The sequence below is a fragment of the Bradyrhizobium sp. HKCCYLRH3061 genome, from assembly GCF_051168015.1.
Classification (GTDB): Bacteria; Pseudomonadota; Alphaproteobacteria; order Rhizobiales; family Xanthobacteraceae; genus Bradyrhizobium.
The window spans coordinates 144,417-167,949 of record NZ_JBNPUE010000008.1 but is presented as its reverse complement, the minus strand read 5'-3'; the positions used below and the strand labels follow the sequence as shown (position 1 = coordinate 167,949).

The window sequence follows — 23,533 nt, the reverse complement described above, 5'->3', positions numbered from 1 at the left end:
CCGGCCGCCCTCCTGATGCGAAGCGGATGACGCCGCAGGCGAATGGGAGCCGGGCCGCGCCCGCGATCCTCCAGCATCCCGCATGATGGGCCCCTGAGGTGGGTGCGGCAATTCGGATACACCAACCATCAACGGTATTTTCGTGTGTTTCTGCACGTTGCAATTCATTTGGCGGTATGTCAGCAGGTAACTTGTTAGGGCGAACGGCCCGCCCGGGCTGCCAGCATGACGCGTGCAAAGGTTTTAGAGTACCGTTCGGACATCGATTGGCTGCGCGCCGTCGCCGTGATTTCGGTCATTGGATTTCATTACGAGTTGCCACGGTTCTGTTTTCGTCAAACGTCTTCTTCTGGTCGCAGACCGGCTATTTCGATCTGCCAACGATCGGGAAGATTCTGATCCACACTTGGTCATTGTCGGTGGAGGAGCAGTTCTATTTCCTGTTTCCGGTCGTGACATGGCTCTGGAGCCGGCTGTTTCCCGACCCAACGTCGAAGCCGTCACTCGGGCTGGTCATCCTCGGAACGGTCGCGCTGTGTGTGCTCGACGAGCTTTGGATCAAGCAATCGCCCTCGACCGCCTTCTACCTCGCCCCGCTGCGGGCCTGGGAGTTCTTGATCGGAAGCATTGCGTTTTTCCTGCATCGATGGTCACCGGTCAGAGGCGAGACGCGCCTGGCCTTCGCGGCCTTGGGCTTGGTCTCCATGCTGCTCGCCGTGGTCACCTTCCGCGCAGAGACCCGCTTCCCGGGATTGCACGCGCTGATCCCCTGTGTCGGTGCTGCGGTCTACATCGTCGCGTTCAATCAGGAGGAGGGCAGACCCAGGCTGCCATTCAGCGAGATCGGAGCATTCCTCGGTCGTCTGTCCTATTCGCTCTATCTTTGGCACTGGCCGGTTTTCGTCCTCGGCAGGGCCGCGCTGCCGCTGGATGTTGCGACCTCAGCCGCCGCTACGGCTGGACTCCTACTGTGCTCGCTGCTGCTGGCCTATTTCTCCTATGTCATCGTCGAGCGGCCGGCGCGCGCGCGAACCGTGTGGGTCGGCGTGCGTGGCTCACCGGTGATCGCGGGCGTTGCCGCCGTCCTGGTTGCGGTCGGAATTCACGGCGTCGCGCATGACGGCTACGCCGATCGCTTCCCGCAATCACAGGCGCGAATGCTCCGGTACGATTCCCGGACGATGGAGCCGTTCTATCGGGCGCATAGCTGCTTCTTGCAGCCCGATGAGCCGGCATCGGCCTACGATTTCGAGGCGTGCCTGAAGCCGGCTGCAAACAAGCGCAACATTCTGCTTGCCGGCGACAGCCTTGCCGCGCATTATGCCTGGGCGTTGCGCAGCTACCTATCGTCCGATGCCTACCATCTTCTGCAGCTCACGTCAGGGGGCTGCCCGCCGTTTGTCGAGCTCAAGCTGCGCAGCTCGCGAAACTGTAACGACGTCAATCAGCTGCTACGCGATCAGATCAGGGCGCACCGCTTTGACGCCATCATTCTTTCCGGCAATTGGCGCGCCTATCTCGAAACTTATGGCCAGCCCCCCGCACGGCGCGTCGACGGTTATTTGAACGCGCTGCTGGCGGTCGCTCAGGAAACGGGAGTTCCAGTTCTGCTCCTCGGTCCCTCGATCGAGTTTCCAGCTCCCTTGGCGTCGACGTTGTTCAACCATGAGCAGACGCACATCCCGATCGGCAATGCGCTGATGCCGAAAGATGCGTCGTTCGAGGCGGACGATCGTCTGCGAGAGATCGCCCGCGCGTACCCGCTCGTTCAATACGTTTCCATTCTCGGCACGATTTGCAGCAAAAGGCGTTGTCCGCTGACGATCGACGCGGAAACACCGATCGTTTGGGATACCATCCATTTCACCCCGGAAGGCTCGAGGTTCGTCGTCTCGCAACTCGCTCCGCAACTGGATGCATTCTTGCAGAGACTGGAGCAGCCCTCCGGGGCCGGGACGAACGAGATCCTGGCGGGTGACGGCCCGACGGCAACCCGGAACCCCGCTCCGTCCCGGATTCAATGATGGGAAGCGACCGAGCACGGGACCTGCGGGAGCCATGAACTTCGGCGAGTGTCGTGCGTTCCCCTGCCGTTGATGTCGGACGTTGCCTTCGCGCGGCCGTGAAAGTGGTCCAACATCATCGGTTTCGCAAGCCGTTCGGGACGACACACATGAATCCGATCATCAAGGCGATGGCAGTGCTTGCGTGCGCCGCCTGCTGGAGCACCGCCGCGACAGCCCAATCGGTGCGCTGGAACACCTACAGGATCCTGGAGACCGGCACCTCGGTCGACATTCCGGTCTCGATCTTCAGGGACACGGCGGGCCAACCCGAGGGCTACGGCCAACGCTTCCAGACTGCCGACGGCCGCGCCAATCTGACCGTGCAGTCGATATCCAACAACGCGCAGGAGTCACCTGCGCGGTTCCTCGCCAGGAAGAACCCGCCGCCGAACATCCAATACAAGCGCGTCACCTCGCGCTTCTTCGCGGTGTCGAGCTATAAGGGCGACTACGTCTGGTACAATCGCTGCAACTTCGTTGGGGGCTATGTGCACTGCGTGCTGATCAACTATCCCCGGGCCTGGGAACGCGATTGGGACGGCATCGTTACCCGTATCAGCCTGTCGCTGAACCGGAGCTGAGCTGGGCGCCTTTAACGAAGTCTTCGGCTGGCGGCTTTGATCCACCTCAATGATGCCGTCGGGCTCCTCTGAATAAGCTTCGGCTTCATTTCAGCCGCCGCTTACAGACGAGCCAGCCCTACATGGCCGCAGCGTCCTTCACCGTACGGGCCCAAAGCGCCAGCGCGATCGCCACCATCAGGTGCCGCAGCGCGCAGGACGCGCTGCTTACGGCCAACGCCTATCTGCGTCTCGGCGCCGCCTGCGTCAGCATTGAAACGCCGGGCGGACAAAGCATGAGCCCGGATCGGCTCGATGCGTTGCTCAACGAGGCCGGTGGGCGCATCGGCTTGTGAAGCCGGACGGTCCAGCGGCCACCAATTTTCCCTGACGTGATCGTGGCGCCTGCGGAGTGGGCTTCTGAGAGCCTGTCCAGGTCAGGACGAGGACGCCTCCATGCGGTCGTCGGGCAGCGCCGTCGGCCACGAGACGTCCGAGATGTAGGGGCCGTACAAAACGTCCTGGCGCCGCTGGTAGATGATCGTGAGGGCGACAACGGCAATGAAACAGATTGCGGTCAAAATGGCCAATTCAAACATGATGCAACTCCATCGCCCCAGACGTGGCGGATGAAGGGCGCCGGCGTCAAATGGAAGCCGGCGTTAAGCTGAAGAGGAAAGCTTAATGCGCGCGGGTCATCCTGCGTCGCAGGCTGCAGGCGAACATCTAAAGCAGAACCGCTGGGCTCGCGCGGCGGAATCGCGGATCGCGAGTCCTGCCGTTTGGCGCGTACTACTCAGCGACGGTCGATTGATCGGTATCGAGCTCCGGAAACATCGCCCGGCAGCTCAGGCAATAGGACTCGAAAATGAAGCTCAGCAACGTGGACATCGGTAACCCCCATCAGTCGACGTGATGCTCGGCAACATGCCGGGGGTCTGTTTCAAGACGACTTCGTGCGCCCAGCGAAGTGGTTTCGATCGGAGCCAGGAAAGCTTCGCGGTCATAGGACATGGGCGCGCGCACGCTCCTGAAGATGAAGTTGTTGCAATAGTCCTTCCGCTTCCAGAACCATTCGCCATCGGCGCGCTGATGGATTTCCGGGTCGAAGGCAGACAACGGAAGCAATCTCCCGCGGCTCAGGAATTGGCCCTGATAGCCGAGACCCCGCAGGAACAAGAATGTCTCCTTCACCCTGTCGAGCGTCGCCAGGCGGCGGTCGCACTCGACCACGATCAACGGCCGGCATCGGCGCAAGGTGCGCTCGGCGCCGCGCAGCACGTCGAGTTCGGCGCCCTCGACGTCGATCTTGATCGCAGAGACGTTTCCGGTGTCAGGGAGATAGTCGTCCAGCGACGTCGTCTGCACCTGGATCGCCCTCGAGGTCTCGGCGGGCCGGAGCAGCGAGGCCCCGGGCTGATGCCCCTCGGGAACGAACAGGGTTTTCCTGCTGGAGCACGAATAGACGGCGCGCGGTTCGACCACGACATTGTCGAGCGAGAACCGGGAACAGAGCCGCGCCAATCGCTCGGCAAGATCCGGCTGGGGCTCGAAGGCGACGACCCGCCCCGGCGCCGACCACCGTGCCAGCCAGTAGAGAAAACTGCCCTTGTTGGCGCCGATGTCGCAAACGATGTCGCCGCGCCGGATGTGACGCCGCAACTCGGACAGCTCCGTCTTGTGGTCGCGGAATCGGGACCGCAGGATTCTGACCAGAAACCGGGACGCCTCATGCTTCGCCAACCGAGCCTCCCAACGCCATGGCCACGCGCCCGGCAAACGAAGGCAAGCCTAGTGGCGCACGCCCTGTCGCTCACGGCGATGCTTCGAAATGAACGAGCGGCGGGGCGCCACGATGGCGCTGGCGTGGCGATTGGCGATCCCAGCAGGACTCGAACCTGCAACCCGCGGAGTAGAAATCCGCTACTCTATCCAGTTGAGCTATGGGACCGTCGTCGCGAGACGAGCATCGCCGGGTGACCATCCCAAGATGAACGTCCGGAGGATGAGCGTCATGGGATGGGTGCCGGAGGGCGACGTCCGGCCAGCGCGCTTTCCATAGCACGGGTCATATGAAAAATCTTCCGTTTCGCCAAGAGCGGCCGAACCCGACGGAGGCCCGGGGAGACCAAGCGGAGGCGGAGGTGGGTCTATCGCCCCATTTGCGCGTCAGCGGCGTCGGATCAGCGGCCGCCGCGGCTTGTCTGTATGCCATGTCCCGTGAATTGCCCGTCGATGAACAGATTTTCCTGTCGCATGTGCATGCCGATGATCGCGCCTGCGACGGGCCGCTCAGCGGTCCACTGCAACCTTTGCCATCAGTCCGTCACCATTTCGCGTCCATTCTCGCCACGAATCGGCCAAACACGGACATCCCTCCGCGTGTCCCGAACAGCCGCCGAAATCGCCGTCCAAGGAGCTGCCCCATGATCGGTCTGGTCCGCGCCGCCGTCCTCTGCGCCATCATGGCGCTCGGTCTTGCTTCTGCCCACGCCGCCGACAAGGCGTTCAAGCGCGACGACCTGGCGGATGCCGCAATCAAGCTGGAGGCGCAGATCAAGAGCGAGGCGGGGGCGGTGAACAAGCCGCTGGCGACCTTGCGCACGGACGCCGACGCGGCGCTTCGCCGGAACGACCTGCGCACCGGGCTGCAGATCCTCGGGCAGATCGCCACCGCGGCGCCGGATGATTCCGGCAACTGGCTGCGGCTGGCGCGCACTGTGTTGAACCAGATCAAGCCGGCCAACTCGTCGGAGCAGACTTTCCTGCTCGAGCGCGCCTCGACGGCGGCCTACATCGCCTATCAGCGCGCCGGCAATGCCGGGGAGGAGGCCGACGCGCTCGCGGTGCTCGGAAAGACCATGGCCGAGCGCAAGCTGTGGCGTCCGGCGCTGGATACGCTCAGGATGTCGCTCGAGCTCCGTGAGGTCGCCGACGTCCGCGGCCAGTATGAGCGGATGCGCGACGAGCACGGCTTCAGGCTGCTCGACTATACCGTGGATTCGGACTCGGCGAGCCCGCGCGCCTGCTTCCAGTTCTCCGAGGATCTGGCCAAGCGCACCGACTTTTCGCCCTTCGTGGCACAGGCCGGCAATGACAAGCCGGCGCTGACCTCGGAGGACAAGCAGCTCTGCGTCGAGGGACTCAAGCATGGCGAGCGCTACAACATCAATCTGCGCGCCGGCCTGCCCTCTAGCGTCAAGGAGAGCCTGCCGAAATCGGCCGAGTTCAATATCTATGTCCGCGACCGCAAGCCGTTCGTGCGCTTCACCGGCAAGGCCTATGTGCTGCCGCGCACCGGGCAGAAGGGCATTCCGCTGGTCAGCGTCAACACGCCCGCGGTCAATATCAACGTGTTCCGGATCGGCGACCGCAACCTGATCAACACCGTCATCGACAGCGACTTCCAGCGTCCGCTGTCGAGCTACCAGCTCACCGATCTCGGCAACGAGCGCGGCATGAAGGTGTGGAGCGGCGAGCTGTCGACCGCAATGACCCTGAACCAGGACGTCACCACTGCCTTCCCGGTCGACCAGGCGCTGAGTGACATGCAGCCGGGCGTCTATGTGATGACGGCCGCGCCGAAGGGCCCGACCAGCGGCAACAGTGACGAGGACAGCGGCGGCCAGCTCGCGACGCAATGGTTCATCGTCTCCGATCTCGGCGTCGCCGCGTTCTCCGGCAATGACGGCATTCACGTGTTCGTCAATTCGCTGGCCTCGACCGATCCGGTCGCGCGCGCCGAGGTGCGGCTGGTGGCACGCAACAACGAGATCCTGGCGACGCGCAAGACCGACGACGCCGGCCACGTGCTGTTCGAGACGGGCCTGGCGCGTGGCGAGGGGGGGCTGTCGCCGGCGATGCTGACCGTATCGGGCGAGAAGACCGACTATGCCTTCCTCAGCCTGAAGACGTCCGCCTTCGACCTGTCCGATCGCGGCGTCGCCGGGCGCGAGGCGCCCACGGGGCCAGACGCTTTCGTCTATTCCGAGCGCGGCGTCTACCGCTCCAACGAGACGGTCTACCTCACCGCGCTGTTGCGCGACGGCAAGGGCAACGCCATGACCGGCACGCCGCTGACGCTCGTCGTCGAGCGTCCCGATGGCGTCGAGTTCCGCCGCGCCGTGCTGCCGGATCAGGGCGCCGGCGGCCGTTCGTTCAGCGTGGTGCTGAACTCGGCAGTGCCGACCGGGACCTATCGCGTCCGCGCCTTCACCGATCCGAAGGGGACGGCGGTCGGCGAGACCACGTTCATGGTCGAGGACTACGTCCCCGAGCGGCTGGAATTCGACTTGTCCTCCAAGGACAAGCAGATCAAGGCTGAGACTCCGGTGGAGGTGAAGGTCGACGGCCATTTCCTCTATGGTGCGCCGGCCTCCGGCCTGCAGCTCGAAGGCGACCTGCTGGTGACCACGGCCTCGGAGCGGCCGGGCTTCCCCGGCTATCAGTTCGGCGTCGCCGACGAGGAGAGCGCCTCCAACGAGCGCACGCCGATCGAGGGGCTGCCCGAGACCGACGACAAGGGCGCGGCGACCTTCCCGGTCAGCCTGCCGAAGCCGCCGTCGTCGAGCCGGCCGCAGGAGGCGCAGATCTTCGTGCGCATGGCCGAGACCGGCGGCCGCGCCGTCGAGCGCAAGCTGGTGCTCCCCGTGGCGCCCAAGGCGGCGCAGATCGGCATCAAGCCGTCGTTTTCCGGCAAGAATGTCGGCGAGGGCGACAAGGCCGAGTTCGAAATCGTGTTCGTCTCGCCCGAGGGGAAGACGCTAGCGCGCAATGGCCTGCGCTATGAGCTCCTGAAGATCGAGTCGCGCTATCAATGGTACCGGCAGAACTCCTATTGGGAGTATGAGCCGGTGAAGTCGACCAAACGCGTCGGTGACGGCGACGTCGCAATCGCCGCCAACAAGCCGGCGCGGCTGAGCTTCCAGCCGGAGGCTGGACGCTATCGGCTCGACATCAAGTCGGCCGAGGCCGACGGTCCGGTGACGTCGCTGCAGTTCGACGTCGGCTGGTACACCGAGGGCAGCGCCGATACGCCTGACCTCCTGGAGACCTCGCTCGACAAGCCGCAGTACCAGTCGGGCGACACCATGGTGGTGACGGTGAATGCGCGCACCGCTGGCAAGCTCACGGTCAACGTGCTTGGCGACCGGCTGCTGACGACGCAGACCACCGAGGTCAAGGAAGGCACCAACCAGGTCAAGCTCGCGGTCGGCAGGGACTGGGGCACGGGCGCCTATGTCGTGACGACCTTGCGCCGTCCGCTCGATGCGGCCGCGCAGCGTATGCCGGGCCGCGCGCTCGGCGTTGCCTGGTTCGGCATCGACAAGTCGGCGCGCACGTTGAATGTCGCGCTGACACCTCCGGCACTGGTGCGGCCGGGCTCGGCGTTGAAGATCCCGGTCAAGATCGGCGGCCTCAATCCCGGCGAGGACGCCAAGATCGTCATCGCGGCGGTCGATGTCGGCATTCTCAACCTCACCAACTATAAGCCGCCGGCGCTGGACGAGTATTATCTCGGCCAGCGCCAGCTCTCGGCCGAGATCCGCGATCTCTATGGCCAGCTGATCGACGGCATGCAGGGCACACGCGGCCAGATCCGCTCCGGCGGTGACTCCGGCGGCGCCGAGCTGCAGGGCTCGCCGCCGACGCAGAAACCGCTGGCGCTGTATTCGGGCATCGTCACCGTCGGACCGGACGGCACGGCTGAGGTCAGCTTCGACATTCCGGAGTTCGCGGGCACGGCGCGCGTGATGGCGGTGGCGTGGAGCGCGACCAAGGTCGGCCGTGCCAACATCGATGTCACCGTGCGCGATCCCGTGGTGTTGACCGCGACCTTGCCGCGCTTCCTGCTGTCGGGCGACCGCGGCACGCTGTCATTCGACGTCGACAATGTCGAGGGCGCGCCCGGAGACTATGTCGTGGCCGTGAAGGCGAGCGGTCCGGTGAAGGTCTCCGGAAATGCCAATGTGACGTTGAAGCTTGCGGCCAAGCAGCGGGGCTCATCGACCCTGCCGCTGGACGCCTCGGGCACCGGCACGGCGCAGCTCGACGTCGACATCAAGGGGCCGAACGGGCTGAGCCTCGCGCGGCATTATCAGCTCGATGTCAAGCCGGCGACACAGGTGCTGGCGCGGCGCTCGATCCGGACGCTGGCCAAGGGCGAGAGCCTGACGCTGACGTCGGACATGTTCTCCGACCTCGTGGCGGGCACCGGCACGGTGTCGCTGTCGGCGGGACTGTCGACCGCGCTCGACGCGGCGACGATCCTCAAGGCGCTCGACCGCTACCCGCACGGCTGCTCGGAGCAGATCACCAGCCGAGCGATGCCGCTGCTCTATGTCAATGAGCTCGCGGCCGGCGCGCATCTGGCGATGGACACCGAGGTCGATCAGCGCATCCGCGACTCGATCGATCGCTTGCTGGCGCGGCAGGGCTCGAACGGCTCGTTCGGCCTCTGGTCGGCCGGCGGCGATGATCCCTGGCTCGACGCCTACGTGACGGACTTCCTGACCCGCGCCCGCGAAAAGGGCTTTGCGGTGCCCGACGTGCTGTTCAAGAGCGCGCTGGATCGCGTCAGGAACTCGGTGGTCAATGCCGAGGAGCCGGAGAAGACAGGAGGCCGCGATCTTGCCTATGGCCTCTACGTGCTGGCGCGCAACGGCGCGGCGCCGATCGGCGACCTGCGCTATCTCGCCGACACCAAGCTCGGCAATCTGGCAACTCCAATTGCCAAGGCGCAACTCGCCGCCGCGCTCGCGCTGGTCGGCGATCGCGCCCGCGCCGAGCGGGTCTATGGTGCCGCAGCCGACAGCCTCGCGCCGAAGCCGGTGCTGGTGTTCGGCCGCACCGACTACGGCTCCGACCTGCGCGATGCCGCGGCGCTGGTGTCGCTGGCGGGCGAGGGCAATGCGCCGCGCGCGACGCTGACGCAGGCGGTGGCCCGCGTCGAGGCCGCGCGCGGGCTGACGCCCTACACCTCGACGCAGGAAAATGCGTGGATGGTGCTGGCGGCGCGGGCGCTCGCCAAGGAGACCTTGACGCTCGACGTGAACGGCCAGGCGGTGAAGCAGGCGCTGTACCGTAGCTACAAGGCGGCTGAGCTCTCAGGCCAGCCGCTGAAGATCACCAATACCGGCGATGCGCCGGTGCAGGCGGTGGTCTCGGTGTCCGGCTCGCCGCTGACGCCGGAGCCCGCGGCGTCCAACGGCTTCAAGATCGAGCGCGGCTACTACACGCTCGACGGCAAGCCGGCGGATATCAGAACCGCGAAGCAGAACGACCGTTTCGCTGTCGTGCTGAAGGTCACCGAGGCCAAGCCGGAATATGGGCACATCATGGTGTCGGACTATCTGCCGGCGGGGCTGGAGATCGACAATCCGCATCTGGTGTCGTCGGGAGACAGCGGAACGCTCGACTGGATCGAGGACGGCCAGGAACCGGTCAATACCGAGTTCCGCGACGACCGCTTCACCGCCGCGCTCGACCGCGCCGCAGATTCCAAGTCCGTGTTCACGGTCGCTTACGTCGTGCGCGCGGTGTCGCCCGGCAAATACGTGCTGCCGCAGGCCTATGTCGAGGACATGTACAATCCGTCGCGCTATGGTCGGACCGGGACGGGCTCCGTGGAGGTCCGCGCGGCGAAATGAGCGAGGCTGGAACGAGCGGTGATGGACGCAGGACGGAGCCATATACTCCGTCATGCCCGGGCTTGACCCGGGCATCCACGCTGCCTCCGCGCGCTCCGCACGACGTGGATGGCCGGGACAAGCCCGGCCGTGACGGGAGGAGGGGGCGGGGCGTCAAACGGCTGTTGGTGTGTACGCTCCTGTCGATCGTTGCAATCGTTCTCGCACTCACCGCCTACGCCATCTCCCTCGGCCCGCTGCCGCTGCGCGAGGCCGAGGCGCTGTCCACCACCGTCGTCGACCGCCACGGCAAGCTCTTGCGCGCCTATGCGATGGCGGACGGGCGCTGGCGGCTGCCGGTCAGCGCGAAGAAGGACGTCGATCCGACCTATCTAAAGCTGCTGTTCGCCTATGAGGACCAGCGCTTCTACGACCACCACGGCGTCGATCCACGCGCGCTGGCGCGGGCCGCGATCCAGCTCGGCTCGCATGGCCATATCGTCTCCGGCGGCTCGACCATCACGATGCAGCTGGCGCGGCTGCTGGAGCCGCGACGGCAGCGTTCGCTGCACGCCAAGCTCAGGCAGATCGTGCGCGCGCTCGAGCTCGAGCATCAGAAGAGCAAGGACGAGATCCTTGATCTTTATCTGACGCTCGCGCCCTATGGCGGCAATCTCGAAGGCATCCGCGCCGCCTCGATCGCATATTTCGGCAAGGAGCCGAAGCGGCTGTCGCTGGCAGAAGCGGCCCTCTTGGTGGCGCTGCCGCAGTCACCGGAGACGCGCCGGCTCGACCGCCATCCCGAGGCCGCTCGACGCGGCCGGGACCGCGTGCTCGACCGCATGGTGTCGGAGAACGTGATCTCCGCCGAGGACGCGGCGCAGGCGAAGGCGCAAGCCGTGCCTACCTTCCGCAAGCCGATGCCGATCCTGGCGCCGCATGCCGCCGACCAGGCCTCGGCGGCCGTCAAGGGTCAGCCGATGATCCGCCTTACGCTGGATGCCTCGCTGCAGAAGGTGCTGGAGCCGCTGGCGCGCGATCGCGCCATCGCATTGGGACCAAACGTCTCGGTCGGCATCATCGTGGTCGACAATGACAGCGGCGACGTGCTCGCCCATGTCGGATCGGCCGACTATTTCGACGAGAAGCGGGCAGGGCAGGTCGACATGACTCGCGCGGTGCGCTCGCCCGGCTCGACCTTGAAGCCGTTCATCTACGGGCTCGCCTTCGAGGACGGCTTCGTGCACCCGGAGAGCCTGATCGAGGACCGCCCGGTGCGCTTCGGCTCCTATGCGCCGGAGAATTTCGACATGACGTTCCAGGGCACGGTGCCGGTGCGCAAGGCGCTGCAACTGTCGCTGAACGTACCGGCGATCGTGCTGCTGGACCGCGTCGGCGCCAGCCGGCTGTCGTCGCGGCTGAAGCAGGCGGGCGGCAATCTGGTGCTGCCGAAGGACGAGGCCCCGGGCCTCGCCATGGGCCTTGGCGGCGTCGGTGTGACCCTGCAGGACCTCGCCCAGCTCTATACCGGCTTTCCGCGGCTCGGCACCACCAGGCCGCTGCGCGAGATCATGACGGCTGACGGTGCGCAGGATAACGCCCGCGAGCCGATGCGGCTGATGGACTCGGCGGCCGCCTGGCAGGTCGGCAACGTGCTGCTGGGGACGCCGCCGCCGGAAAACGCAGCCCGGAACCGGATCGCCTTCAAGACCGGCACCAGCTACGGCTATCGTGACGCCTGGTCGGTCGGCTTCGACGGCCGCATCACGATCGGCGTTTGGGTCGGCCGGCCCGATGGTGCGCCGGTGCCCGGCCTGATCGGCCGCGTCGCCGCGGCGCCGATCCTGTTCGACGCTTTTGCCCGCAGCGGCAAGCTGCCGGCGACACTGCCAAAGGCGCCCAAAGGGGCGCTTGTCGCCAGCAATTCAAAGTTGCCAATGCCCCTTCGCCGGTTCCGGCCGGTCGGGGAATTGGTGCGGACCGGCGCGGAGCAGGCGCCGCACATTCAGTTCCCGCTGAACGGCTCCCGGATCGATGTCGACCGATCCGCGGGACGCGAGGCGTCGGTGATGCCGGTGAAAGTGTCCGGGGGCGTGCTGCCGCTGACCATGCTGGTCAATGGACTGGCCGTCGGCGAGATCGACGGCCGGCGCCAGCGCCTGATCGATCCGCCCGGGCCGGGCTTTGCCCGCCTCACCGTGATCGATGCCACGGGCGCTGCGGACACAGTTGTGGTCAGAATCCAGTGAGGGTTCGCTAAGCGGTTGTCGGCATGGCGGTTTCAGCGTATTCGGAACCCCATGGTCGAGACCTATGCCCGCCCCCGTTTTGGAGAGCCGCGCGAGCCGAAGAACCTGGTCAATCCAGGCAATCGGCTGGTGCGGATGATCGATGCCGTCACCGTGAGCCACACCAGGGCGGTGGCGTTCCTGCTCGTCTGCGGGCTGCTGTTGTTCCTGCCGGGCTTCTTCACCATCCCGCCGATCGATCGTGACGAGGCGCGCTTCGCCCAGGCGACCAAGCAGATGGTCGAGAGCGGCGATTATGTCGACATCCGCTTCCAGGACGACGTGCGCTACAAGAAGCCAGTCGGCATCTACTGGTTGCAATCGGCTGCGGTCGAGACGGCGTCGGCGATCGGGCTGCCGCGTGCGCAGCTCCGCATCTGGGTCTACCGCATTCCCTCGCTGATCGGCGCGATCGGCGCGGTGCTGCTGACCTATTGGACCGCGCTCTCCTTCGTGACACGGCGCGGCGCGGTATTCGCCGCCCTGCTGATGTGCTGCTCGGTCCTGCTCGGGGTGGAAGCCCGGCTCGCCAAGACCGACGCGATGCTGCTGTTCACCGTGGTGGCCGCGATGGGCGCGCTGGCCCGCGTCTATCTGTCGTGGCAGCGCGGCGAGGATCCGGTGCATCCCTCGTGGGGGCCGCCTGCGATCTTCTGGACGGCGCTCGCCGGCGGCATCCTGATCAAGGGCCCGCTGATCCTGATGTTCGCAGGACTGACGATCTTGGCTTTGGCGATCATGGATCGCGGCGCCGGCTGGCTGTCGCGTCTGCGCCCTCTGTGGGGGCTGATGTGGATGCTGGTGCTGGTGCTGCCCTGGTTCGTGCTGATCTTCCTGCGCGCCGGCGACACCTTCTTTGCCGATTCCGTCGGCGGCGACATGCTGAGCAAGATCGGCGCCCAGGAGTCGCATGGCGCACCGCCGGGACTTTATCTGCTGCTGCTGTTCATCACCTTCTGGCCGGGCGCGCCGCTGGCCGCAATGGCAGCCCCCGCGGTGTGGCGCGCGCGGCGCGAGCCCGGGGCGCAGTTCCTCCTGGCCTGGCTGGTGCCGTCCTGGATCGTTTTCGAGGCGGTGCTGACCAAGCTGCCGCACTACGTGCTGCCGCTGTATCCGGCGATCGCCATCCTGACCGTGGGCGCGCTGGAGCGGCGGGTGCTATCGCGCTCGTGGCTGCGCCGCGGCGCCGCCTGGTGGTTCGCGATTCCCGCCATCACCTCGGTGGTGGCCGTGATCGGCGCCATCATCGTGACGCACCAGCCGGTGTTCCTGGCCTGGCCATTCGTGGCGGCGTCGCTGATCTTCGGCCTGTTCGCCTGGTGGCTCTATGACGACGGCCGTGCCGAGCGCTCGCTCTTGAATGCCGGCGTGGCGGCGATGTTCCTGGCGTTCGTGGTGTATGGCGCCGTGCTGCCGGCGCTGACGCCGCTGTTTCCCAGCGCGGAGATTGCGCGCGCGCTGCGCAACGTGGTCTGCGTCGGGCCGAAGGCGGCGGCGGCAGGTTTCCACGAGCCGAGCCTCGTGTTCATGACGGGAACCTCGACCCAGCTCACCGACGGTTCGGGGGCGGCCGACTTCCTCAACCACGGCACGTGCCGCTTCGCGCTTGTCGAGCAGCGCACCGAGCGCGCCTTCGTGCAGCGCGCCGAGGCGATCGGGCTGCGCTACAACGTCGCCAAGCGGATCGACGGCTACAACATCTCGCAGGGCCGCCCGGTCTCGATCGCGATCTATCGCTCGGAGGGCACCGAATAGATGTCGGCGCCCGACACCTCTCCGTCTTCCTCAGGCTATGTCTCGCAGCTCGCGCTGGTCGGCAAATTCTCGCTCGGACGGCTGGTGCGCCGGCCTCAGACGGCGCCCGATGCAGCAAGCCGGCAGCGTCTGTGGCGCGAACTTCTCCTGCTGATTGGCATCGGTTTGGGCGCGATCGTGATCCTGATGGTTGCCTTCGATGCCTATGAGATCGGGTTGATGCCCGCCCGCGGCACCCCCAGCATGTGGCCATGGCGCATCGTCACCGAGTTCGGCCAGGATGAATACGTGCTGGGTCTGCTGGCAGTCGGCGTCATCGTGACGATCCTGATCGCGCCGCTATGGCCCGAGGCCACGCGCAGCCGCCTGCTGAATTTCGCCACCCACGTTCAGTACGCCTTCTTCGCGGTGCTGGGCTCGGTGCTCGTGGCTCAGGTGCTGAAATACATCATCGGCCGCGGCCGCCCCTTCGTCGGCGGCAAGGCGAATGCCTTCAACTTCGACCCGTTCAACGGCACACCTGCCTATTTCAGCATGCCCTCCGCGCATGCGGTGACGGCCTTTGCGCTGGCCTTCGCCGTTGCCGCCGTCTGGCCGCGATGGCGCGTTCCCGCGTTCATCTATGCCGTCGTGATCGCGCTGAGCCGGCTGGTGCTGCTGGCCCATCATCCAAGCGATGTGGTCGCCGGCGCCGTGGTCGGATTGGCCTGCGCCATGCTGGTCCGCTACTGGTTCGCAGCCCGGCGGCTGGGTTTCCGCCTGGGCAAGGACGGCCAAATCTTACCGCGCTAAAGGGGTTGATAGGCGGCCCCAAGCCCCATAAGAAGCCTCCGCCGCAGCGCCCGGGGCAGCAACCGGTCCAGTCACGCCATTACGAGTTCTCATCTTGTCGACCGAAACCCCCGTTGCCGTCTCCATCGTCGTTCCCGTGCGCAACGAGGCCGGCAATATCGTTCCGCTGATCACCGAGATCGCGGCGGCGCTCGATGGTCTGTGGTCCTACGAGATCATCTACGTCAACGATGGCTCGACCGATGACACCGCGCAGCGGCTCGCCGAGGAAATGGCACGGCGGCCGAACCTGCGTGTGCTGCAGCATGAGAAATCGACCGGCCAATCGGCTGCGGTTCGTAGCGGCATCCGCGCGGCCCATGGCGCCATGGTGGCCACGCTGGATGGCGATGGCCAGAACAATCCCGCGTTCTTGCCCGACCTCATTGCCGCGCTCGAAAAGGGCGGTGCAGGCGTCGGCCTCGTCGCAGGGCAGCGCGTCGGCCGCAAGGATACCGGCTTCAAGAAGCTACAGTCGCGGCTGGCCAACAAGATCCGCAATGCGGTGCTGCATGACGGCACCCGCGATACCGGCTGCGGCCTCAAGGCGGTCCGTCGCGACGTGTTCCTGATGATGCCGTATTTCGATGGTCTGCACCGCTTCCTTCCCGCCCTGGTGCGGCGCGAGGGCTACGACATCGCCTATATCGACGTGATCGATCGTCCCCGGCATTCGGGCGTGTCGAACTACGGGTTCTTCGACCGGCTGTGGATCGGGATCATGGATCTCGCCGGCGTGTGGTGGCTGATCCGCCGCAAGAAGCCGACGCCGGTTGCGATCGAGGTGAAGTCATGCTGATTCAATTCGGGCAGGCGTTCAGCAACTATCTCTATGACATCTTCGTCGCCAGATTCGATTTCTGGCTGGTGTTCGGCCTTGCCGCCCAGCTGGCCTTCGCCGCGCGCTTCCTTGTGCAGTGGATCGCCAGCGAGCGCGCGGGCAAGAGCGTGGTGCCGATCGCCTTCTGGTTCTTCTCGATCGGGGGAGGGCTGATGACGCTGATCTACGGTCTCGTGAAGCGCGAGCCGGTCATCATCTTCGGCCAGCTGCTGTCGAACATCATCTACGTCCGCAACGTGATGTTGATCTTCAAGAACCGCCAGCGGGAATCCCAGACGCTGAGCAATTGATCGGGGCCGTCTTCAGGTTCACAGGGCGGATGTTCGCTGGCGCAGGACAGGTATTGCCTCTCCCATCGCAGTTCGCGCCCAGCTCTCTCCGCGCCGAAGGCGCTTCGGCCCCGGCGCGGGCATGCGGAACAACCGGTTCGTAGCGCCGTCCTACGCTCAGCGCGGCAGCGGCTTTGCAGAGGATGCGGGCAGGGCGACGGTGGCCCCGCTGTCTGCCGCCTCGCTGCGGCGGCTGGCCGCTTCGCCGGCCGCGTCCAGGACGGGATAGGCGACCGAGCAGATGTGGGAGTGGATACGCCTGAGGTCACGCAGCACGTCGAGATGCAGTGAGGTGGTTTCGAGCGTCTCCGAGCGGCCCTCGCGCAGACGTTCGAGGTGCCGCTCGGTCGCGCCGAGCTCTGCGTTGCGGAGCTCGGCTTTCTGATCGAGCAGTTGGTGGGCTTGCTGCGCATCGCCGGACATGAAGATGCCGAACGCGACGCGGAGCGCCTCCATGATCTGGCGGTGAAAGGCCTGCAGCTCGTCGGCGCCCTCCGCAGAGAACTGGAACCTGCGCTTGATCTTCTTGGTCGCGAGCTCGCTCAGGTTCTTGTCGATGATGTCGCCGATGTGTTCGAGGTTGATCGCGAAGGAGATGATCTCCATCGCGCGCTTGCCCTCACGGTCGTCCAGGCTGCCCCGCGTCAGCTTGGTGATGTAGAGCTTGATGGCTTCGTCGAGCCGGTCGACGACATTGTCCGCGCGTGACACCTGATCCACGAGGCCACGGTCGTTGGTCATCATCGCGGTCATGACATTGCGCAACATGGTCTCGACCAGATCGCCCATTCGCAGCGCCTCGCGCGCGGCGTCCGCAAGCGCCAGCGACGGTGTCTCCAGCGCGGTCTCGTCGAGATAGCGCGGTTTGGCCGGATCGACCTCCGCCGGGCGGTCGGGGAACAGGCTGACGAGCAGCTTCTCCATGACGCCGAGCAGGCCGATGAACACCACGGCCGTGCCGAGATTGAAAGCCATGTGGAACTGGGCCGTCAGCTTCGACAGATCGGGCTGAAATTGCTGCAATTGCGCTGCGAGCGGATGCAGGAACGGCGCGATCAGCGCGACTCCGATGACACGGTTGAGGAGATTGCCGACGGGCAGGCGATAGCTCGCCGGGTTGTCACGGCGCGCGCCCTCGAACACCGGATTGACGGCGCTGCCGAGATTGGCGCCAAGCACGAGCGCCAACGCGGCATCGGCCGTGATGAAGTGCGCATAGGCCAGCGACATCACCAGCAGCACGCTGGCGACGCTGGAATGCACGATCCAGGTGACGACGGCGCCGAAGATGATGCACAGCGTGACATCGGCCGTGATCGCCTGCATGAACACGCGCATCGCCGGCGCTTCTTCAGCGGGCGCCAGGGTGTCGATCAGGATGTGCAGCGACAGCAGCATCAGGCCGAGGCCAATCGACACCCGCCCCAGGTCCTTGATGCGCGATCGCGGCCCGCTGCGGAACGCCACCAGGCCGAGCACGAACAGGATGGGGGCGACCGCCGCCACGTTGAACGACAGGACCTGCACGATCAGCGTGGTGCCGATATTGGCGCCGAGCATGATCGCCAGCGCCGGGATCAGGCCGACCAGGCCTTCCGCCGCGAAGGAGGTCGTGATCAGCGCGGTCGCCGTGCTGCTCTGGAGCAGAGCGGTCAGACCGAGTCCGGCGGCGAGCGCGCTGAAGCGGTTACGCAGCGCCCGCGATAGCAGCAGCCGGAGATCCGGGCCGAAGGCGCGAAGAATGCCGCTGTGGACCATGTGAAGGCCCCACAGCAGCAACGCCACGCCGCCCATCAGATCGAGCAGAACCATGATTTCCGTTCGTTCCAGCTTTCCTTGCCGCGCAGGCTACCCCCAATCGGCTGGGGATCAACGCTATTTTGTCGGCCCTGCGTGCCTGATCGCAGGGCGTTCCATGGGCTGCCCAAGATGTGGCTAAGATGCGTTGAACGCCGCAAAGCCTTGGTCGAGATCCTCCTTGAGATCCTCTACATTCTCCAGGCCGATATGCAGACGCAGCGTGGGGCCGCCGGGCGCCCAGGTGGTGGCCGTGCGATAGGTCGCGCAGTCGAACGGAATCGCCAGGCTCTCGAAGCCGCCCCAGGAATAGCCCATTCCGAACAGTGTCAGCGTGTCGAGCATCGCATCAACCGCGGCTTGCGGCTTTGGTTGCAGCACGATGCTGAACAGGCCGGAGGCGCCGGTGAAGTCCCGCTTCCAGATCGCATGCCCCGGATGGCTCTCCAGCGCAGGATGCAGGACCTCGATCACCTCCGGACGGGCGGCGAGCCAGCGTGCCATCTCCAGGCCGGATCGATGATGCTGCGCCAGCCGCACGCCAAGCGTCCGCACGCCGCGCAGCGCCAGGAAGACGTCGTCCGGCCCGGCGCAGACGCCGAGCAGGCGAATGCCCTCGGAGATCAGCGGCCACGCCTTCGCATTGGCCGAAATCGTCCCGAACATGATGTCGGAGTGGCCGCCGATATATTTGGTGGCCGCCTGCATGCTGACGTCGACGCCCTGATCGAGGGAGCGGTGGTAGAGCGGCGTCGCCCAGGTGTTGTCGTCGATGACGAGTGCGCCATGCGCATGCGCAACCGCGGCAATGGCGGGGATGTCCGGCATTTCGAACGACTGCGAGCCGGGCGCCTCGACCACTACCGCGCGTGTATTTGGTTTGAGCAGTTGCTCAATTCCTGTGCCGATCAATGGGTCGAAATAGGTCGTCTCGACGCCGTAGCGCGCCAGCATGCCGTTGCAGAAATTGCGGGTCGGGCGATAGATGCTGTCGCAGACCAGCACGTGGTCGCCGGCCTTGAGCACCGACAGCAGGGTCGTCGAGATCGCCCCGAGACCTGACGGCGCGATGCCGACGCCGGCGCATTGCGGGCCCTCCAACGCCATCAGCGCCTGCTGCAATGCCTTGGTGGTCGGCGTGCCGTGGCGGCCATATTGGAATTCGCCGCGGTGTGCATGCAGATCTTCAGCCGTTGGATACAGGACCGTCGACCCATGAACGACCGGAGGATTCACGAATCCGTGCTGCGCTTTCGTGTCCCGCCCCGCCGTGACCAGCCGTGTCTCGACGTTTTGTCGCACCGCCGCAGCGGGGTCGTTCGATAATGCCATTCGCGTGTCTTTTCTCTTTGAGCCTGCCGGGATAGCTGGAAATCAGGCTGCACTGCGGTCGTTAATAACAGAATGCAGAACAAGCCCGTCAACCCCTTGACCCGGACCGCCAGTCGTTCTGTGATGCCCGCGCAATTCGATCGCTGCACGTTGAGGGGCTTGCCGCGATTCCCGCTTCATCTCGCATGCACGGCTCCGTTGTGCATTGCGTGCGCCATATTCTTGGTATGGCGTTTGCAAAGGCGGATTCAGGTCGGCCCCATCTTCGCGCTGAGATTTCATCGCTCCCCAAGGACGACCGCGAAAGGCTGTATTTATGAAACGCGTCACTCTGGCTCTCACTCTTGCTCTCGCCCCGATGCTGGCGAGCGTCGGCGCCCAGGCCGAAACGCTCAAGACCGTCAAGGATCGCGGCATGCTCGCCTGCGGCGTCAGCCAGGGCCTGCCCGGTTTCTCGAACCCGGACGACAAGGGCAACTGGACCGGGCTCGACGTCGACGTCTGCCGCGCCATTGCCGCCGCGATCTTCAACGATCCGACCAAGGTCAAGTTCGTGCCGCTCTCCGCCAAGGATCGCTTCACCGCGCTGCAATCGGGCGAAGTCGACGTGCTGTCGCGCAACACCACCTGGACCCTGTCGCGTGACACCTCGCTCGGCGCGAACTTCGCCGGAATTACCTATTATGACGGCCAGGGCTTCATGGTGAAGAAGGCCCTCAAGGTCAACTCGGCGCTGGAGCTGAACAGCGCTTCGGTCTGCGTGCAGACTGGCACCACGACCGAGCAAAACCTCGCCGACTACTTCAAGGCCAACAAGATGAAGTACGAGGTGATCGCGTTCGCCGGCGCCGACGAGACCGTGAAAGCCTATGAATCCGGCCGCTGCGACGTGTTCACCACCGACGTCTCCGGCCTCTATGCCGAGCGCCTGAAGCTCTCCAATCCGGCCGACCATGTTGTGCTGCCCGAGGTGATCTCGAAGGAACCGCTCGGCCCAATGGTGCGCCACGGCGACGACCAGTGGTTCGACATCGTGAAGTGGACGTTGTTCGGGCTGATCACGGCCGAGGAAATGGGCGTCACCCAGGCGAACGTGGACGAGATGGCCAAGTCGGACAAGCCTGATTTCAAGCGCGCCTTCGGCACCGATGGCAATCTCGGCGAGCAGCTCGGCCTCACCAAGGACTGGTTCTCCCGGATCGTGAAAGCGGTCGGAAACTACGGCGAGATGTATGACCGCAACGTCGGCGCGGGCTCCAAGCTGCAGATCGCGCGCGGTCTGAACCAGCTCTGGAACAAGGGCGGCCTGCAGTACGCGCCGCCGATCCGCTGATCACTGCACGATAGCGGGGCTGCGGCGAATGAGTATCGAAGCGAGGTTACCGCCTGCGCAATATGGGCTTCGGCTGAAGCGCATGCTGGGTGGCAAGGCAGGATGGAACGGCATCATCCTGCAGATCCTGTTCGTCGCAGTCCTGGTGTGGGTTGGCTACGAGATCGTGGCCAACGCACGCAGCAACCTCGCCGCCCAGCGCATCACGTCGGGCTTCGGTTTCCTCAACAACACGGCCGGCTTCGACGTCAACCAGACCCTGATCAGCTACTCCGGCTCCGACAGCTACAGCCGCGTGCTGATCGTCGGCGTGCTGAACACGCTGCTGGTCTCCGTCATAGGTATCGTGCTGGCGACCATCCTTGGCTTTCTGGTTGCGCTTGGCCGCTTGTCACCGAACGCATTGCTGTCGCGAGTCTCCGGCGCCTATGTCGAGCTGATCCGCAACCTGCCGCTGCTGTTTCAGATCCTGTTCTGGTATCTTGCGGTGTTGGCGGCTCTGCCCGGACCGCGACAGAGCATCTCTCTTTTCTCGACCTTCTTTCTCAACAACCGCGGCTTCATCGTTCCGCGCCCGATCGAGGAGCCCGGCTTCATGCCGTTCGTGATCGCGCTCGGTGTGGCGATCGTGGTCTCGGTCGGTCTGCACTATTACGCGCGGCGCGAGCTGTTCCTCCGCGGCCATGTGATGCGGATCTGGCCCTGGGTGCTGGGGCTGCTGATAGGCCTGCCGCTGATTGCAGCGCTCGTGTTCGGCGTGCCGATTTCGTTCGAGGTACCGGCGCTCAAGGGATTCAACTTCGCCGGCGGTTCGCGCATCATTCCAGAGCTCGTCGCGCTGACCCTGGCGCTGACCATGTACACGGCGTCGTTCATCGCCGAGGTCGTGCGCGCCGGCATTCTCTCGGTCCACAAGGGACAGATGGAAGCGGGGCTCTCGCTTGGACTGAGCCGAGGCACCGTGCTGCGCTTGATCGTCGTGCCGCAGGCGCTTCGCGTCATCCTGCCGCCGCTGACGAACCAGTATTTGAACCTGACCAAGAACTCCTCGCTCGCGGTCGCTATCGGTTATCCCGATCTCGTGTCGGTGTTCGCGGGCACGACGATGAGCCAGACGGGTCAGGCCATCGAGATCATCGGAATCACGATGGGCGTCTATCTGGCGCTGTCGCTGATCACGAGCGCGATGATGAGCTTCTACAGCTGGCGGCTTGGGAAGAGACTTGGCGCATGAAGAGACTTGTCGCATGACCGACATCACGGCCTCAACCTTCATCCGTCAGGACATGGCCGGAGAACGCCCGGCGCCCATCAAGACGACGGGTTTCGTCGGCTTCGTCCGCACGAGGCTGTTGAACTCGCCGACCAATATCCTGCTCACGCTGGTGAGCGCGCTGTTGATCTGGTTCACCGTGATCCCGGCGGTCAAGTTCCTGCTGGTCGACGCGGTGTGGGTCGGCAAGGACCGCGAAGCATGCCTGGCGCAGAACGCCGGCCATCCGGTCGGCGCCTGTTGGCCCTACATTTCGGCGAAGTTCGGCCAGTTCATGTACGGCTTCTACCCGGAGGCCGACCGCTGGCGCGTCAATCTGACCTATGTGCTGGCGGTGGTGCTGCTGGTGCCGCTGCTGATTCCGCGCCTGCCTGCCAAAGGATTGAACGCAGGCCTGTTCTTCTTCGCGCTGCCGGTGGTCGCGTTCTTTCTGCTCTATGGCGGTGGGCTGGAGAGCTTCGGCGTGAGCTGGACCACAGGCGCCCTCCAGGTGTTCGTCGAGAGCATCGATACGGCCGGCAACGCGCTGATGCGCGCCGGCGACAACGTGCCGGTGGTCGGCATGCTGCTGTGGCTGCTCGGCAAGCTGGTCGTTCTGATCGGAACGCTCGCATCGCTCGTGATCTGGCCACTGGTCTGGATCCGCAACGAACTGCAGCAATCTCACCAGCCCGTGTGGAATGATCTCGCGCTCTCGGCGATCATTGTCACCGCGCTGGTGTTCATCGTCGGCGGCGGGAGCAGGGCGCTGCGCAGCGTCATCGCCACGGCCGCGACCTTCGCTGGCATTGCCGTCGTCATTGCGATCATGGGCCTCGATCGCGGCGGCCTTCCCATCGTCGACACAAGGCTGTGGGGCGGAATGCTGGTGACGCTGGTCGTCTCGGTGATCGGCATCGTTGCGTCGATGCCGATCGGCATTGCGCTTGCGCTCGGCCGCCGCTCGACCATTCCACTGATCCGCATCTTTTCGATCGCCTTCATCGAGCTGGTCCGCGGCGTGCCGCTGATCACCGTGCTGTTCTTCGCCACCTACATGCTGCCGCTGTTCCTGCCCGGCAATGCCAGGGTCGATGGCCTGGTACGGGCGCTGATCGGCGTTGCGCTGTTCTCCGGCGCCTACATGGCCGAGGTGATCCGCGGCGGCCTGCAGGCCATTCCGCGCGGCCAGGCGGAGGCGTCGAGCGCGCTCGGCCTGTCCTGGTGGAAGACGACGAGCTTCATCGTGCTGCCGCAGGCGCTGCGCCACGTGATCCCCGGCATCGTCAACAGCTTCATCTCGCTGTTCAAGGACACCTCGCTGGTGTCCATCGTGGCGCTGTTCGACCTGCTCGGCAGCCTCAAGGCCTCGTTTGCCGATCCGGTCTGGGCGACGCCGACCACGGCCTTCACCGGCTTTGCCTTCACGGGGCTGATCTACTTCGCCTTCTGCTTCGGCATGTCACGCTACTCCCTGCTGGTCGAGCGCCGCGTCAACGCGCACCGGCGCCATTGAGCCAG

Annotated in this window: 16 protein-coding genes and 1 tRNA gene; 12 read left to right on the top strand and 5 right to left on the bottom strand. The window is 65.3% G+C overall.

What is annotated here, in order from left to right; translation table 11 throughout:
- Positions 1-266: 266 nt before the first annotated feature.
- The 3 genes from ACQR2C_RS15615 to ACQR2C_RS15605 all read left to right on the top strand — a co-directional run bounded on the left by ACQR2C_RS15615 (position 267) and on the right by ACQR2C_RS15605 (position 2,982).
- Positions 267-2,024, top strand: coding sequence for an acyltransferase family protein (locus ACQR2C_RS15615; RefSeq protein WP_434881562.1), 1,758 nt, complete (start codon positions 267-269; stop codon positions 2,022-2,024).
- 149 nt (positions 2,025-2,173) lie between these two features.
- The gene (locus ACQR2C_RS15610) at positions 2,174-2,647 is read left to right on the top strand and encodes a hypothetical protein (RefSeq protein ID WP_434881561.1); all 474 of its coding nucleotides are present in this window, start codon (positions 2,174-2,176) and stop codon (positions 2,645-2,647) included.
- 122 nt (positions 2,648-2,769) lie between these two features.
- On the top strand, positions 2,770-2,982 hold the full coding sequence (locus tag ACQR2C_RS15605) for a hypothetical protein (protein WP_315799901.1): 213 nt from the start codon (positions 2,770-2,772) through the stop codon (positions 2,980-2,982).
- Between the two features lie 81 nt (positions 2,983-3,063).
- Here ACQR2C_RS15605 and ACQR2C_RS15600 read toward each other — a convergent pair whose 3' ends face one another.
- The 3 genes from ACQR2C_RS15600 to ACQR2C_RS15590 all read right to left on the bottom strand — a co-directional run bounded on the left by ACQR2C_RS15600 (position 3,064) and on the right by ACQR2C_RS15590 (position 4,577).
- Positions 3,064-3,225, bottom strand: a complete 162-nt coding sequence (locus ACQR2C_RS15600) for a hypothetical protein (RefSeq protein ID WP_315799902.1) — start codon at positions 3,223-3,225, stop codon at positions 3,064-3,066.
- Positions 3,226-3,529: 304 nt separating this feature from the next.
- On the bottom strand, positions 3,530-4,369 hold the full coding sequence (locus tag ACQR2C_RS15595; RefSeq protein WP_316178951.1) for an FkbM family methyltransferase: 840 nt from the start codon (positions 4,367-4,369) through the stop codon (positions 3,530-3,532).
- A gap of 131 nt (positions 4,370-4,500) precedes the next feature.
- Positions 4,501-4,577 (bottom strand) — tRNA-Arg (locus tag ACQR2C_RS15590).
- Positions 4,578-5,052: 475 nt separating this feature from the next.
- Here ACQR2C_RS15590 and ACQR2C_RS15585 point away from each other — a divergent pair.
- The 6 genes from ACQR2C_RS15585 to ACQR2C_RS15560 all read left to right on the top strand — a co-directional run bounded on the left by ACQR2C_RS15585 (position 5,053) and on the right by ACQR2C_RS15560 (position 16,259).
- Entirely contained in the window at positions 5,053-10,275 is a 5,223-nt protein-coding gene (locus tag ACQR2C_RS15585; protein WP_434881560.1) for an alpha-2-macroglobulin family protein, read from the top strand.
- Positions 10,272-12,503: a penicillin-binding protein 1C gene (pbpC, locus tag ACQR2C_RS15580; protein ID WP_434881559.1), complete on the top strand. Its 2,232-nt coding sequence runs from the start codon at positions 10,272-10,274 to the stop codon at positions 12,501-12,503. Before ACQR2C_RS15585 ends, pbpC begins: the two co-directional genes overlap by 4 nt.
- Before the next feature lie 51 nt (positions 12,504-12,554).
- Positions 12,555-14,297: an ArnT family glycosyltransferase gene (locus tag ACQR2C_RS15575; RefSeq protein WP_434881558.1), complete on the top strand. Its 1,743-nt coding sequence runs from the start codon at positions 12,555-12,557 to the stop codon at positions 14,295-14,297.
- Positions 14,298-15,089, top strand: coding sequence for a phosphatase PAP2 family protein (locus ACQR2C_RS15570; RefSeq protein ID WP_434881557.1), 792 nt, complete (start codon positions 14,298-14,300; stop codon positions 15,087-15,089).
- A 94-nt stretch (positions 15,090-15,183) separates the two neighbouring features.
- On the top strand, positions 15,184-15,927 hold the full coding sequence (locus ACQR2C_RS15565; protein ID WP_316178663.1) for a glycosyltransferase family 2 protein: 744 nt from the start codon (positions 15,184-15,186) through the stop codon (positions 15,925-15,927).
- Positions 15,921-16,259 (top strand): lipid-A-disaccharide synthase N-terminal domain-containing protein, encoded by a 339-nt coding sequence (locus ACQR2C_RS15560; protein WP_316178664.1) that lies wholly within the window; start codon positions 15,921-15,923, stop codon positions 16,257-16,259. The genes ACQR2C_RS15565 and ACQR2C_RS15560 overlap by 7 nt, the downstream gene beginning before the upstream one ends.
- Positions 16,260-16,415: 156 nt before the next feature.
- Here the strand turns inward: ACQR2C_RS15560 and ACQR2C_RS15555 are convergent, their stop codons facing one another.
- Entirely contained in the window at positions 16,416-18,110 is a 1,695-nt protein-coding gene (locus ACQR2C_RS15555; RefSeq protein ID WP_316178666.1) for a Na/Pi cotransporter family protein, read from the bottom strand.
- A 123-nt stretch (positions 18,111-18,233) separates the two neighbouring features.
- Positions 18,234-19,427 carry a cystathionine beta-lyase gene (gene metC, locus ACQR2C_RS15550; RefSeq protein ID WP_316236446.1) on the bottom strand — a complete coding sequence of 398 codons (1,194 nt, stop codon included), beginning with the start codon at positions 19,425-19,427 and terminating at the stop codon, positions 18,234-18,236.
- A gap of 316 nt (positions 19,428-19,743) precedes the next feature.
- Here metC and ACQR2C_RS15545 point away from each other — a divergent pair, with 316 nt between their 5' ends.
- Genes ACQR2C_RS15545 through ACQR2C_RS15535 form a run of 3 tightly spaced genes read left to right on the top strand, consistent with a single transcriptional unit; the run spans position 19,744 to position 23,528 of the window.
- The gene (locus ACQR2C_RS15545) at positions 19,744-20,760 is read left to right on the top strand and encodes an amino acid ABC transporter substrate-binding protein (protein WP_315799911.1); all 1,017 of its coding nucleotides are present in this window, start codon (positions 19,744-19,746) and stop codon (positions 20,758-20,760) included.
- 28 nt (positions 20,761-20,788) lie between these two features.
- Positions 20,789-21,994, top strand: a complete 1,206-nt coding sequence (locus ACQR2C_RS15540; RefSeq protein WP_315799912.1) for an amino acid ABC transporter permease — start codon at positions 20,789-20,791, stop codon at positions 21,992-21,994.
- Between the two features lie 13 nt (positions 21,995-22,007).
- Positions 22,008-23,528, top strand: coding sequence for an amino acid ABC transporter permease (locus ACQR2C_RS15535; RefSeq protein WP_434881556.1), 1,521 nt, complete (start codon positions 22,008-22,010; stop codon positions 23,526-23,528).
- Positions 23,529-23,533: the final 5 nt, after the last annotated feature.

Bases quoted from the DNA above. Each gene is read 5' to 3' on its own strand.
- ACQR2C_RS15610 (WP_434881561.1), top strand. From the start codon at position 2,174: ATGAATCCGATCATCAAGGCGATGGCAGTGCTTGCGTGCGCCGCCTGC.
- ACQR2C_RS15605 (WP_315799901.1), top strand. From the start codon at position 2,770: ATGGCCGCAGCGTCCTTCACCGTACGGGCCCAAAGCGCCAGCGCGATC.
- ACQR2C_RS15600 (WP_315799902.1), bottom strand. From the start codon at position 3,225: ATGTTTGAATTGGCCATTTTGACCGCAATCTGTTTCATTGCCGTTGTC.
- ACQR2C_RS15585 (WP_434881560.1), top strand. From the start codon at position 5,053: ATGATCGGTCTGGTCCGCGCCGCCGTCCTCTGCGCCATCATGGCGCTC.
- pbpC (WP_434881559.1), top strand. From the start codon at position 10,272: ATGAGCGAGGCTGGAACGAGCGGTGATGGACGCAGGACGGAGCCATAT.
- ACQR2C_RS15575 (WP_434881558.1), top strand. From the start codon at position 12,555: ATGGTCGAGACCTATGCCCGCCCCCGTTTTGGAGAGCCGCGCGAGCCG.
- ACQR2C_RS15570 (WP_434881557.1), top strand. From the start codon at position 14,298: ATGTCGGCGCCCGACACCTCTCCGTCTTCCTCAGGCTATGTCTCGCAG.
- ACQR2C_RS15560 (WP_316178664.1), top strand. From the start codon at position 15,921: ATGCTGATTCAATTCGGGCAGGCGTTCAGCAACTATCTCTATGACATC.
- ACQR2C_RS15555 (WP_316178666.1), bottom strand. From the start codon at position 18,110: ATGGTTCTGCTCGATCTGATGGGCGGCGTGGCGTTGCTGCTGTGGGGC.
- metC (WP_316236446.1), bottom strand. From the start codon at position 19,427: ATGGCATTATCGAACGACCCCGCTGCGGCGGTGCGACAAAACGTCGAG.
- ACQR2C_RS15545 (WP_315799911.1), top strand. From the start codon at position 19,744: ATGAAACGCGTCACTCTGGCTCTCACTCTTGCTCTCGCCCCGATGCTG.
- ACQR2C_RS15540 (WP_315799912.1), top strand. From the start codon at position 20,789: ATGAGTATCGAAGCGAGGTTACCGCCTGCGCAATATGGGCTTCGGCTG.
- ACQR2C_RS15535 (WP_434881556.1), top strand. From the start codon at position 22,008: ATGACCGACATCACGGCCTCAACCTTCATCCGTCAGGACATGGCCGGA.